The 13,646-nt window shown below is 45.2% G+C and carries 12 protein-coding genes; all 12 read left to right on the top strand.

Annotation, left to right across the window (positions count from 1 at the left end):
• Positions 1-6 precede the first annotated feature (6 nt).
• Positions 7-2,250, top strand: coding sequence for a class I adenylate cyclase (locus E8Q33_RS07485; RefSeq protein ID WP_136553909.1), 2,244 nt, complete (start codon positions 7-9; stop codon positions 2,248-2,250).
• Between the two features lie 2 nt (positions 2,251-2,252).
• A complete protein-coding gene (locus E8Q33_RS07480; protein ID WP_136553907.1) occupies positions 2,253-2,639 on the top strand; it encodes a hypothetical protein in 387 nt (128 codons plus the stop codon).
• 54 nt (positions 2,640-2,693) lie between these two features.
• Positions 2,694-3,722: an N-acetyl-gamma-glutamyl-phosphate reductase gene (gene argC / locus E8Q33_RS07475; protein WP_136553905.1), complete on the top strand. Its 1,029-nt coding sequence runs from the start codon at positions 2,694-2,696 to the stop codon at positions 3,720-3,722.
• Positions 3,722-4,426, top strand: a complete 705-nt coding sequence (locus E8Q33_RS07470) for a DUF6776 family protein (RefSeq protein ID WP_136553903.1) — start codon at positions 3,722-3,724, stop codon at positions 4,424-4,426. Before argC ends, E8Q33_RS07470 begins: the two co-directional genes overlap by 1 nt.
• Before the next feature lie 8 nt (positions 4,427-4,434).
• A complete protein-coding gene (locus E8Q33_RS07465) occupies positions 4,435-4,872 on the top strand; it encodes a polymer-forming cytoskeletal protein (protein ID WP_069294758.1) in 438 nt (145 codons plus the stop codon).
• 151 nt (positions 4,873-5,023) lie between these two features.
• Positions 5,024-5,368 (top strand): iron-sulfur cluster insertion protein ErpA, encoded by a 345-nt coding sequence (gene erpA / locus E8Q33_RS07460; RefSeq protein ID WP_069294759.1) that lies wholly within the window; start codon positions 5,024-5,026, stop codon positions 5,366-5,368.
• Positions 5,369-5,491: 123 nt separating this feature from the next.
• Complete coding sequence (locus tag E8Q33_RS07455; protein WP_136553901.1) at positions 5,492-6,748, top strand: DUF2254 domain-containing protein; 1,257 nt, start codon at positions 5,492-5,494, stop codon at positions 6,746-6,748.
• Between the two features lie 108 nt (positions 6,749-6,856).
• Positions 6,857-7,477 (top strand): TetR/AcrR family transcriptional regulator, encoded by a 621-nt coding sequence (locus tag E8Q33_RS07450; protein ID WP_136553899.1) that lies wholly within the window; start codon positions 6,857-6,859, stop codon positions 7,475-7,477.
• 3 nt (positions 7,478-7,480) lie between these two features.
• Positions 7,481-8,659, top strand: a complete 1,179-nt coding sequence (locus E8Q33_RS07445) for an efflux RND transporter periplasmic adaptor subunit (protein WP_136553898.1) — start codon at positions 7,481-7,483, stop codon at positions 8,657-8,659.
• Between the two features lies 1 nt (position 8,660).
• A complete protein-coding gene (locus E8Q33_RS07440; RefSeq protein WP_136553895.1) occupies positions 8,661-11,855 on the top strand; it encodes an efflux RND transporter permease subunit in 3,195 nt (1,064 codons plus the stop codon).
• On the top strand, positions 11,803-13,239 hold the full coding sequence (locus E8Q33_RS07435) for an efflux transporter outer membrane subunit (protein ID WP_136553893.1): 1,437 nt from the start codon (positions 11,803-11,805) through the stop codon (positions 13,237-13,239). Before E8Q33_RS07440 ends, E8Q33_RS07435 begins: the two co-directional genes overlap by 53 nt.
• A 79-nt stretch (positions 13,240-13,318) precedes the next feature.
• The gene (locus E8Q33_RS07430; protein ID WP_069294764.1) at positions 13,319-13,498 is read left to right on the top strand and encodes a PLDc N-terminal domain-containing protein; all 180 of its coding nucleotides are present in this window, start codon (positions 13,319-13,321) and stop codon (positions 13,496-13,498) included.
• The last annotated feature ends 148 nt before the right edge of the window (positions 13,499-13,646 follow it).

The following is a 13,646-nucleotide window of genomic DNA, read 5'->3' as shown; positions in this document are numbered from 1 at the left end:
CGCCTTGTGGATCGCGCCCAGGCTCTTCGCGTATTTCAGGCACATAACCGCGCCCGGATCAGTCGCTTAATAGAGCTGGCGCCACCCAAGCAGGCGATGTTTTATCGTCTGCTGCCATTGTTGTTTCATATTAACCATAAACTGCTGCCGGGCTATGTCAGTGATGACTGTCCGGCAGGCATTATGGATTACCAACCGGATAGCGAAGCGCTGCACAGTGCTATCAGTCTGAATCGTAATTTTATTCATCGACGCAAAGCGTTACGTCGTTATGCCTTACGCGGTATTTACCTGCTTAATCCCGCCGGGCAAATTCGTTACCCGGAACCGGCCAGTTTTGATTTATGGCTGGTGCATCACGCTACTTTAAAACCCGATCAGCTGGCGCAATTACAAAACAAAGTTGAGGCTATCACCCAGTGGGTGGCTACATTAGGCATCACTTTACGATATCGGTTGCTTAATGAAACACAATGCCGCAACGAAGCATTGTCTGCTACAGAAAGACAACAGTTTTATCTTCAAGGCCTTTGTATCGCTGGCAGTGCACCGCTTTGGTGGCTAATCACCAGTGAAGAACAACTCTCCTACCCGCAAATTGCCGAACGTTTATTATCACAACGCGGCTTAACCCAAATCAGCCTGCTGGACTTTGGTTTTGACTCTTCCGTCGAAGCACAAGCGTTGTTCAATGATGCTTGTCAGACTTTCAAAAAAAGCCTGCAGGGTGATGCCACCGCATTGCTGGATTTAGTTTTTTTACAACATCAATTATCGCTATTCCCCAACGTCATTCCGTTAGCCGAGCGCTATAAACAGCAGGTTGAACAAGGTGAAACCGATAGTATGCAGGTGGAACCAGCGGGCCTAAAGCTAACCGAGATAGAGCAATTTTCAACACTCGACGATCAAAAAATTGCCCGACAAGCTTTTTATGCGCTGTGTGGTGAACGTTTGTCGCAACAGGTTCATCATCCTCAATTTGCCTGGCGGCGCTTTAGTCTGCAAAAGATTTATACCAACTGGAGCTGGTCAGCGGACACATTAAAAATTGAAGATAGCCGCGCCAATTGGAGCTACCCGCAGCGTCAGCAGTGGTGGTCGGATCTGTTGCCTAAATTGCAACGTTTTCTGTCGGATTTGCAGCAATTTGCCAAACAGCATTTAGCCAGTGCCGCAGATCAACTCGATGAGCTGGGGAAGTTACTCGCCCTTACTCTCGACAATACAGACTCCGTTATCGAACAATTACCGATAGCGATGCAGATGCCCAATGGGCCAGAGCAATTGTATCTGTATCGTTTCGTTGAGCAATCCGATTGGATACTTAGTTCTATACCACTGAGCGATGCGAAACAGGTTGGCCTTAATCAACATAAATCTCTGGTGCATCTGCTGGCTTGGGCGGTACGCAACAATATTCTCACCACCCGCAGCTGGTTGAGAGTGGCCGATCAAAAACATCAGATAAATATCAACCTGGTGTTGGAATTGACCCAGACTTTATTGAAATCCCCCTTACCGCTAACTCAGAACGAGGTAAGTAGCGAAGCGTTTCAGCAGCCAGCTAAAGCAGAACAATTAATGTTGTTCGCTAATCTACAAACCACAGGCAGTGATATTCAGCAAACTGGTGCGGTACAGATGGCGAGCCTGAATACTGATCCGTTAAGTTATACCTCCAGCCGACAAAATCTGGTGAATAGTCTGGACCTGTTGGTTTATAGCAATTGGGGACAATGGCACCACTATCGTTTTGATGGGGTTAACGCCGTCGCTGAAGGATTAAGCCAGACACTCAAATGGCAACCAGCAACACAATTGAGCAGCCATATTTTATGCTGGTGCGCCACTGGATTTTTTGGTCAGGCCATTAACAAACGATTGCAAACGCTGTTTGAGGCGGTATTAACGCATTATCAATATCATCCTCAGCAAGGTCGCTATTTGCTGACACTTGGCGATCGTTTATTACAGATTCAATGGCACGACGATGCATTACATATAAAACCATTCGCCGCTGGAAAAACGCTTAATCAGGCGCTTGCAGAGGAACAAAAACTTTACCTGCCAAGCAGGGTCGACAGTTATCTTGATACTGACAATCTGCTTAACTCGTTACTGTTATATCAACAGCAACAGATTGTCAGTTTATTTGCCTATCGCCAGACCGACACCACAGAGGTGTATGTAGTTGATGAACTGGGCGGTTACAGCAATTTACTTATCCGCCGGTTACGGAATCGTTGATTTTGGCGCAACTGAAACTGTTTATTAATAATAGCGTTGCTGAAACGGTGATACGTTGTGATTGTTATCAGCTGCTGAAACAACAGCAGCGTTGGCAGATAAATGCAATTAAACCGCTGCGTCCTGCTTCGGCAAGCTTATCGGTTATCTGGCAAATAACCGGTGCTCAACTGGCATTAAAAATAAATTCGCAGGTAGTTAAAACTGATCTGGGTGATCCGCAGTTAAGCACCATCCTCGCTGAATTATTTCAACAACAAAATGGTCATAAACCGGCGTTTTATTTTATTGATAAGTTACAGTTTGTGCCTAAGGCGCCTTATTCCAGTTTGTTTTTTCTGAATCGAAAATACGAATTAGAGCAAGAGTTTAATACGGTAAAGCTTTAGATTTCGCCGCAGCTCTTTTATGATGTGGCACCTGACCAACATTAAAGAATGGGTATGATTAAAGTAGGAATTGTCGGTGGCACGGGTTATACCGGTGTCGAATTGCTCCGGTTGTTAGCGGTACATCCGCACGTCTCTCTGGAAGTTATCACCTCTCGCAGCGAAGCGGGTATGCCGGTGAGCGACATGTATCCCAATCTGCGTGGTCATGTTGATATCTGTTTTACGGTGCCGGATGACGATGCTTTAGCTGCCTGTGATGTGGTGTTCTTTGCCACGCCCCATACTGTGGCTATGGCCAGTGTGCCGGCTTTAATCGAGCGTGGCGTTCGGGTGATTGATTTGTCAGCAGATTTCCGGCTGAAAAATATCGAGTTGTGGGAAAAGTGGTATGCAACACCTCATACCTGCCCGCATCTAGCCGAGCTTGCGGTATATGGCCTGCCTGAACTTAATCGTGAAAAAATTCGTGATGCACAATTAGTTGCGGTTGCCGGCTGTTATCCAACAGCTGTCCAGTTAGGTTATATGCCGTTATTGGAAGCTGGACTCATCGATGCCAAACATTTGATAGCCGATGCCAAATCAGGCGTCAGCGGTGCCGGACGTAAAGCCAGTATTGGCACCATGTTGACTGAAGCCAGTGAGAATATGAAAGCTTATGCCGTTGCCGGTCATCGTCATTTACCTGAAATTCGGCAGGGCCTGAACCAGATGAATGGCTCCGACGTCGGCCTGACCTTTGTGCCGCATTTAACCCCGATGATTCGGGGCATTCATGCCACGTTGTATGGGCAATTGCTGAAAGCAACTGATTTACAAGACCTGTTTGAACAACGGTTCGCCGATGAACCTTTTGTCGATGTGATGCCTGCCGGTTCGCATCCTGAAACACGTAGTGTGCGCGGTGCTAATGTCTGCAGAATCGCTGTACATCAACCCGAAAATGCCGATACGGTTGTAGTGTTATCGGTAATTGATAACCTGGTTAAAGGGGCTTCGGGTCAGGCCATTCAAAACATGAATATCATGTTTGGTCTTGATGAACGTGCCGGCATTAATCAAATTGCGACACTCCCCTGATGACTTCGCCATTGGATAATTATGTTATTCAACCGAAACGTCCTTTACGGATTATCTTCTGGATTGTAGTAGCAATCGTCATCACCGGACTAATCCAATGGTATTGGTTTAATCATGACAGTGGCGATAAAGCCCGGTTGCTTGAACAAAATAAACAGATGACCGAACAGCTTGCCTCAATGAAAGTACAACTGATGCAGCAGGCGGAATTAGTGCAAAACCAGCAACAAGTTAAAGCTATGCATCAGGCAACGGCACAGCAATTACAAAATCGGCTGGAACAATTGCAGAAGAAAGTCATTGATCTCGACAAAGAACTGCTTTTCTATCAAAACATTACTCAGGGCAACAGCAGCAGCGAACTGCAGATCCGCGATTTGCAGTTACGCCCTGATTCAGAAAACCCGGAGCAATTACGCTACCGCCTGGTCATTACGCAAGGCAAGAATATTAGTGAACCGATTACCGGCGAAATCCTTATCCGTTTGCAAAATATTGAAGGTGAAGGCGAAAAAGCCAAAGCCATTGAACTGAATGTGAGTGAACATCCGCTGAATCTGCGCCATGTCCAGGTTATTGAAGGCGTATTTAATTTGACCGAACTCCCTGAGCCGGAGCAAATCAGCGTCGATTTGCGCCAGAAAGATAAAGTCTTAATTTCACGTAGCTTTGATTGGCAAATAGATTCGTCAATCGGGCAATGAGGTAATTCATGTTCAACAGCAAAAAGCAAAAACATCGCAAAGCCGCTCGAATTGACACATTAATCGGTGAAAACACACATATTAAAGGTGATATTCATTTCAGTGGCGGATTAAGAATTGATGGCGTCATCACCGGAAACATTACCGCTGATGAAGGTGAAGCAGCGTTATTAACGCTGAGTGAAAAAGGCCGCATAGAAGGCGAAATCAGAGTTCCTTTTCAACTAATTAACGGCGATGTGAAAGGCCATATTTACTCTTCCGAACATGTTGAACTTGCCGCAAAAGCTCGTATCAACGGCAATGTGTTTTACAAGTTGTTAGAAGTCGCTATGGGTAGTGAGGTAAATGGACAACTGATTCATGTAGGTGAAGCAGAACAATCCGACTTGAACTTGGACCATACCCCAACCGATCCTAATTTGAACCTTGAACAAAAATCTTAGGCTCTATTTATCTTTAATCAACTCAACTGCTTGATACTATTTTTCAGTCACAATTTAAGTGGCGATAAAAGATAAAAAAACCATAATACTTGACTAATTTAGTCAGAATTGGATAATAAATAAACAATCCTCGATACATACGGAGTAAAACATGACTAGCGAAATGCCAAGTCCAGTTCTTTTCACCGATTCAGCCGCAGCAAAAGTCAGTGAGCTTATTGCTGAAGAAGGTAATGATCAATTAAAACTGCGCGTATTTATTACTGGCGGTGGTTGCTCCGGGTTTCAATATGGTTTTACGTTTGAAGAAGAAGTCAGTGAAGGTGACACAGAAGTTGAAAAATCTGGTGTGACATTACTGATTGATCCGGCCAGCTATCAATATTTAGTCGGCGCTGAAATCGATTACACCGATGGTGTTGAAGGCTCACAATTTGTGATTCGTAACCCGAATGCCACTACAACGTGTGGTTGTGGTTCTTCCTTCTCTCCATAGTTCACACAATATGTAGTACAAAAAACCACTTTGCCGCTTAGCGGTAAAGTGGTTTTTTTATGTCTGCTAAAAAGGTATCGCTAATTGATAGTGGGCCTTAAACGTTAACTCAAGGATCTAAAAATGCTCTCAAAGTGGCAATGGTTGCTTTCTCAACTTACCCGAACATTGTGGATCCGAGCTTCATTATTTGCCCTGTTGGCTGTGGTCACAGCCCTGATTGCTATTCCTGCACAACATATTATCGAGAACCCGTTTCCATTTAGTGTCGGCGCTGATTCTGTTGGCCAGATTCTCGATATTCTGGCGTCCAGCATGTTAGCTGTTACGACATTTTCATTGAGTGTGATGGTGGCTGCCTACACAGCAGCAAGCAGTAGCGTGACACCGCGCGCTACTAAATTAGTGCAACAGGACACCACCACTCAAAATGTTTTAGCCACTTTCATCGGCTCATTTTTATACAGTCTGGTCGGTATCATTGCCTTAAGCACCGAACAATATGGTGAGAATGGTCGCTTAATTTTGTTTGTTGTTACCATCGGCGTGATTATTTTGGTTGTCATCACTATTTTGAGATGGATAGAGCATCTTTCTCAGCTTGGCCGTGTAGGTGAGACCACAGAACGCGTCGAGAATGCAGCAGCAGAAACGATTACTCAACGTATCAAACATCCAACCCTCGGAGCTCAAAGACTGACCGAAAATACTATTCCTGATAATGCTGAAGCAATTTATGGGGATACTATTGGCTATGTAAGACATGTCGATGTCGGTGCATTAAATGAGTGCGCCAAACATCATCAGACAGAAATCGGTGTAATGGCATTACCGGGCGAATTTGTTCATCCTGCGAAACCTATCGCTTGGATCCGAAAAAAGGTGAGCGATGAGATTCATAGCGCCGTTTGTAAAGCGATCACGCTTGGTAAAGAGCGTTCATTTGATCAGGATCCCCGCTTCGGCTTATCCGTTTTAGCTGAAATCGCTTCCAGAGCTCTGTCACCAGCAGTGAATGATCCCGGCACAGCAATCGATGTGATTAATCGAGGACTGCGTATCTTAGTTCCTTGGAAAGATTGCAGATTTACGGGTAAAGATGAGCAAATAATCTACCCGAATGTACTGGTTCCAGAACTCCATCTCAGCGATTTATTTGATGATATTTTTATGCCAATAGAACGTGATGGAGCCAATATGATCGAGGTGCAACTTCGCTTACAAAAAGCGTTAGCTGCTCTAGCTTATATTGATTCCGAGGTATTTGGTGCAGAGGTTTCCCGTCATCTGCAGCTGATGCAACAACGAACAGAAAACTCCTCTCTGATCGAAGCTGATAAGCAACGTCTACAAACCATTTATGATGTATTAATTCGCTGACTATCCACTTTTCAGCTTAGTTTCATAGGTAATTTTTGCTTGCGTTAACTTTACCTTAACTTAGATCAAGTATATTATGAATGAACGTTCATTCATAATAAGTCATCTATGTCACCAGCCAAACCGTCACCCGATAAACGGGAAGCCATTTTTTGTGCAACGATAAAGCTGCTTGCTCAATATGGTTTTCATGGATTTTCTATTAAACAACTGGCTGAAGAGGCCGGTGTTGCAACTGGAACGATTTATTTATATTTCAAAGATCGAGAAGATCTTATTCGGGAATTAAACACCCAAATCATCAATGATTTCGTCAAAGCCTCTCTTGAAGGGCACGACCCACAGTTACCTCTTAAACAACAGTATCAACACATCTGTTTCAATATTTGGCAATTTTGTATCGAAAATTCTTGCATCACTCATTGCAAAGCACAATTTGATCATTTGCCACCAGATGTATTACGCAGCCAACACAGCCATGCGTGGGATGGGCTTCAGCCTCTTAAACATTTGTTTGAACAGGGCCGTAAAACCCAGAAAATCAAAAACTTACCTGACGATATTTTGATCAGTTTTAGTATTGAACCTTATCTGTATCTTGCTCGTCAGCACTTATTGGACATTATCAAAGTCGATAGCGAACAACTCACCCATATCATTGATGCTAGCTGGGATGCTATTGCAGGCCCAGCTTCGAAAAATACAAACGGACAATTCCCTCAGGAGTAATACATGCCAAGTTTTAACCTTTTTATTAAACAGTTAACTTTAAGTGGTTTGTTAGTGCTCGGATTAGTGGCATGTCAATCTGAGTCAAACACTACTCAAGATACAAATAGTGCTCCGCCACCTGCAAAAGTGAATGTAGTGACCTTAATCAAACAGCCCGTCACCTTGACCACTGAATTGCCAGCTCGAACCATTGCATTTCGTCAGGCAGAAGTGCGTCCCCAAGTGAATGGCATTATCGAAAAACGCTTGTTTGAAGAAGGTGCTGATGTTGAAGCTGGACAACAGCTCTACCAAATAGATGCCGCGCCTTTTCAGGCAGCATTGCAAATGGCGAGGGCTGAATTGGCAAGAGCTGAAGCGAACCTGCAGTCCACTAAAGCACGTGAAGAACGCTTTAAAGGTTTGATAGACAATAAAGCGATTAGCCAACAAGATTACGATGATGCATTAGCGGCTTTCTTGCAATCACAGGCAGAAGTTGCTGTTGCCAAAGCCAATATTGAAACGGCACAAATCAATCTTCGCTATACCAAGGTGAATGCGCCAATCAGTGGTCGCATCGGACGTTCTAATGTGACCGAAGGTGCTTTGGTCACCGCACAACAAGCAGATCTATTAGCCACTATTGTGCAAATTGATCCCATCTATGTTGATATTGCCCAGCCCTCAAAAAGGTTGCTGAGTCTGCGTAAACAATTGATAGAAAACAAAATTGATAATGCGGCAGCCCCAACTGTCACACTGACATTAGAAGACAACAGTCAATATGAGCACAGTGGCGAGCTGCAATTTTCTGAAGTAAATGTGCAGGAATCGACCGGCAGCATCGTGATTCGTGCCTTGTTTCCGAACCCCGAAGGTTTATTGCTGCCGGGAATGTTTGTACGTGCGGATATGGAAGAAGCGTCTATTGATAATGCACTGCTGGTGCCGCAACGTGGTGTGTCATTTGATCGGGAAGGTAATGCTTCTGCCATGATCGTCAATGACAATAATCAGGTCGAACCACGTCAACTGAAAATTCGCCGTGAAGTGGGCCAATATTGGTTGGTCGATGAGGGACTAGCTGAAGGTGATCGTTTGATTGTCAGTGGCCTGCAGAAAATTGCTCCCGAAGCAACGGTCGAAATTGACAATAACGAACAGCAAACCCCAATGAACAACGGAACGGAGTCCTAAAATGGCAAGGTTTTTTATAGACCGCCCAGTATTTGCCTGGGTCATCTCACTCCTTATCATGTTGGCAGGTTTGTTAGCGATACTGGAATTGCCAATTTCACAATATCCAGAAGTTGCTCCCCCATCGATTAATATTCGAGTGGAATACCCCGGTGCTGCCGCCCAGACACTAGAAAATACTGTCACTCAGGTTATCGAACAAAATATGACCGGTCTGGATAACATGCTTTACATGTCGTCTACCAGTGACTCCAGTGGTGTCGGTGAAATTAATATCACTTTTGAACCGGGTACTGATCCTGATATTGCCCAGGTTCAAGTACAAAATAAGCTGCAATCAGCTATGCCTCTATTACCGACTATTGTTCAACAACAAGGCATTCGGGTAAATAAAGCGGGATTGGGCTTTATGATGGTCATCGGTTTTGTTTCAACTGACGGTCGGATGGACAAATATGATATTGCCGATTTTGTTGGCGGTACTATTCAAGAGCCACTAAGCCGGGTAAATGGTGTTGGTCAAATTCAGATCTTCGGTTCTCAATACGCAATGCGCATATGGCTGAATGCTGACAGCATGGCGCATTATAATTTGACCAGCGATGATGTGGTCAGCGCCATTCAGGCACAAAACGTGCAGATTGCTGCTGGTGAATTAGGTGGTGCTCCAGCCATCCCTGGCCAGCAAATCAGTGCAAGTTTGATTGTGCAGACACAGCTAGAAACACCGGAACAATTTCGCAATATTTTATTGCGCGTCAATGAGGATGGCTCGCAGATCCGCATGGGCGACATTGCACGAGTCGAACTGGGTGGTGAAAACTATCAGTTTGAAACCGAATATAACCGTCAAACAGCGACAGGACTGGCCATAACTCTGGCCTCCGGTGCCAATGCGTTGGATACGGCTCAAGGCGTTCGGGATCGTCTTGCCGAATTAGAGCCGTTCTTTCCTCAAGGATTAGAAACGGTTTATCCATATGACACCACACCATTTGTAAAACTTTCAATCGAAAGTGTTGTAAAAACGCTGATTGAAGCCATTATTCTGGTTTTTCTGGTGATGTATCTGTTTTTACAGAACCTGCGTGCCACGTTGATACCAACGATTGCCGTACCAGTGGTATTGCTGGGTACCTTCGCCATTCTCTATGCCTTTGGCTTTTCGATAAACACCTTAACCATGTTTGGCATGGTGTTGGCGATTGGTCTATTGGTGGATGATGCCATCGTCGTCGTGGAAAACGTAGAACGGGTCATGCATGAAGATGGCTTGTCACCACGTGAAGCCACGCGTAAATCTATGGGACAGATTACCGGTGCTCTGGTCGGGATTGCCCTGGTAGTTTCGGCCGTGTTTATACCCATGGCTTTCTTTGGCGGATCAACCGGCGTTATCTACCGGCAATTCTCCATTACCGTTGTTTCCGCCATGGCATTATCGGTGTTAGTGGCATTAACGTTAACGCCGGCATTATGTGCCACATTATTAAAACCAGTTGATCCTGAGCATTATCAGAAACGCGGCTTTTTCGGCCTGTTTAATCGTGGCTTTGACAAGCTGAGTAACGGTTATCAAAGCAGTGTACGACACATTCTTGCCAGAATGGGCCGGTATGCCCTGCTTTACTTAGTCATTGTGGGTTTATTGGCTTATCTGTTCACCAAATTGCCAGGAGCCTTTTTGCCTGAAGAAGATCAAGGCATTTTGTTTAATCAAATGACCTTACCAGCAAATGCTTCTAAAGAACGATCGATGGAAGTCATGAACCAGATTGAAGATTTTTTCCTCGATGAAGAGGCAGATAATGTCGAATCAGTGTTCTCAGTCATTGGTTTCAGCTTCGCTGGCCGCGGTCAAAATAATGGTATCGCGTTCGTCAATATGAAAGATTGGTCTGAGCGCCCAAATCCTGAGCAACATGTCCAACAAGTTGCTGGTCGGGCGATGGGCTTTTTCAGTCAAATAAAGGATGCCATGGCATTTCCTTTCGTTCCGCCACCGATAATTGAACTTGGCACTGCAAGCGGCTTTAACCTCCATTTAAAAGATGTTGGTGGTGTAGGACATGACGAATTGATGAATGCCCGTAATCAATTACTGGGCATGGCTTCACAGGATCCTCGTTTAATGGGTGTGCGCCCGAACGGACAAGAAGACACTCCCCAATTCAAGATTGATATTGATCATGAAAAGGCGGCCGCATTTGGCGTGTCATTAGCGGAAATCAATCGTACTTTCAGCAGTGTCTGGGCGCCGAGTTATGTCAATGATTTTATTGATAACCAACGGGTCAAAAGGGTTTATATTCAAGGTGATGCGCCATTTCGGATGATGCCGGAAGATGTTGGCAACTGGTATGTTCGCAATAGTATTGGCGAAATGGTGCCGTTATCCGCCGTCACCAGTGGTCGTTGGATTGACGGCTCTCCAAGACTCGAACGATACAACGGAGTATCCTCTCGCAATATTCAAGGTGAAGGCGCTCCCGGCGTGAGCTCTGGCGATGCGATGCTGGCAATGGAAGAGTTGATAAGTCAGCTGCCAGACGGTATCGGTTATGAATGGACTGGTATTTCATTCCAGGAAAAACAATCCGGCAACCAAGCACCACTGCTTTATGGGCTTTCAATACTGGTGGTATTTTTATGTCTGGCAGCACTTTATGAAAGCTGGACCGTACCCTTCTCAGTAATGCTGGTGGTGCCGTTGGGTATCATCGGGGCGGTGCTATTTGCGATTGGTCGCGAGTTGTCAAATGACGTGTATTTTCAGGTTGGCCTGTTAACGACGATAGGTCTTTCTTCTCGAAATGCCATTCTGATTGTTGAGTTTGCCAAAACCTTGTATGAGGACGGTTTGTCTCTGGTGGATGCCACATTGGAGGCGGTACGCATGCGTTTACGCCCAATTGCGATGACAGCCTTAACCTTTATGTTAGGCGTTACACCGCTCATGATCAGTACCGGTGCTGGTTCAGCAAGTCAAAATGCCATTGGTACCGCCGTGTTTGGTGGCATGGTGACCGCAACCGGCCTGGCAATATTCTTTGTTCCAATGTTTTTTGTGATGGTCTTTACATTAGCCAGCAAAATGACTGGTAAAACGCTGCCAAACAGCAGGTTTCTCAAGGAGAATCGGCATGAATGCCAAATTGAAACTGATTTCTGTAATGACATTGTCAGCCATGCTTAGCGCGTGCTCAATGATTCCTGAATATCAACGTCCGGCAAATCCTGTGATGCTGGAAAGCAGTGAATCGATTGTCGATGCTTCTTTAGCTGCGGATACCGGCTGGCAGGAATTTTATCAGGACAAACAATTACAACAATTAATTGCTTTGTCACTGGAAAATAACCGCAACCTTCGCGCTACGGTGTTGCAGGTTGAGCAACTGCGGGCACAGTATAAAATCCAGCGGGCAGAGCTGTTACCTGCTGTAAATGCCAACGCCAGTGCTACCCGTCAACGTGTACCGGAAAGTTTAAATACTACTGGTCTGGGCGGTAGTGGAGTGTACGATGAGTATCAGATCGGAGTAGGTATTTCGGCATGGGAAATCGACTTTTTCGGCCGAATTGACAGCTTGCAACAAGCCGCTTTGGAACAATTCCTTGCCAGTGAAGCCAGTCGAAAAAGCATTCAATTAACCCTGGTTTCTGAAGTAGCCGATGCCTGGTTCAGCTGGCAAGCTACCATTGCCCAGTTAGAATTCTCCCGCTCCACTCGTGAAGCCCGCGAGGAAAGTTATGAATTGATTAACAAGCGTTTTGAATCAGGTTTAGCTTCTGAGCTTGCTTTACGACAAGCTGAAACCGCTTTGCATGAAGCACGTATTGCAGAGTCTTTATATCAACAACAGGCTAATCAGAACTTTACTGCTCTGGAATTATTAGTCGGCCAGACATTGGACCGCCAGCAATGGACGGCGAAATGGAATGATGATGAGCACACACTGCAAGATCTGCCGGTAAATCTATCTTCTGAAGTATTGCTGGCCAGGCCCGATGTGATGCAGGCGGAACACCAGGTTAAAGCAGCCAATGCCAACATCGGTGCGGCCAGAGCAGCATTTTTCCCACGAATAAGCCTGACGAGTTCGCTGGGTTTGGGCGGCTCATCACCTTCAGACTTAACTAACACAGGTAATCGTCTCTGGCAGATTTCGCCTCAATTATCCCTACCGCTACTTGATTGGGGTGTAAATGATGCCAATCTTGATGTGGCTGAATTGCAAAAAGATATTAATATCGCCCGTTATCAGGAAACTATCCAGCAAGCTTTCAAAGAAGTGTTGGATGAAATGCAGGCAAGGGTCACACTTGATGCCCAGCTTACAGCACAACAAGATTTAACCAAAGCCACTGGCCGCAGTCTGGAACTGGCTGAAATTCGCTATGACGCCGGTGTCGACAGCTATCTGGAAGTACTGGATGCCCAACGCAGTCACATTGATGCTCAATTAGCTCAAATTGATACCCAGCTGGCTCGACTGCGAAATCAATTAACACTGTACAAAGCATTGGGCGGCGGCTTGAAAGCCTACTCAGGTGAAGTGATTGAACAGGCAACACCCTGAAAAAGAGTTGGTTTAAAGAACCGTTTATCGTTATGCTAGGGAACAATCTTTTTTAAATCACTAGCAAAGGAGCGACAAAATGGGCGTTGAAGTCGGTGGCCTGTTAGGCCTGATTTGGCTGATCATCATCATTTGGGCCATTCTCAAAGTGGCAAAAAGTGGTGCCGGAACAATGGCCAAAGTGTTATGGATTTTAATATTGTTGTTCTTCCCGTTAATTGGTCTGATTTTATGGTTCTTACTGGGACCTAAAGGCTAGCGAAAAATATCACCCCGAACACACTTACAAGTATGTTCGGGGTGTTTCAGCACCACATCCGGCATGCAATATGCCAATAATGTAAGCATTTTTATCTTTTTGCATTGTCAGCGCCGAGACGTTTACGTCTAATTGATACAACATATTG

Origin of the sequence: Methylophaga sp. SB9B, assembly GCF_004832235.1 — a bacterium.
In the GTDB taxonomy this organism is placed as follows: Bacteria; Pseudomonadota; Gammaproteobacteria; order Nitrosococcales; family Methylophagaceae; genus Methylophaga; species Methylophaga muralis.
The sequence above is the reverse complement of the archived record's forward strand: the minus strand, read 5'-3'. Positions and strand labels throughout refer to the sequence as shown.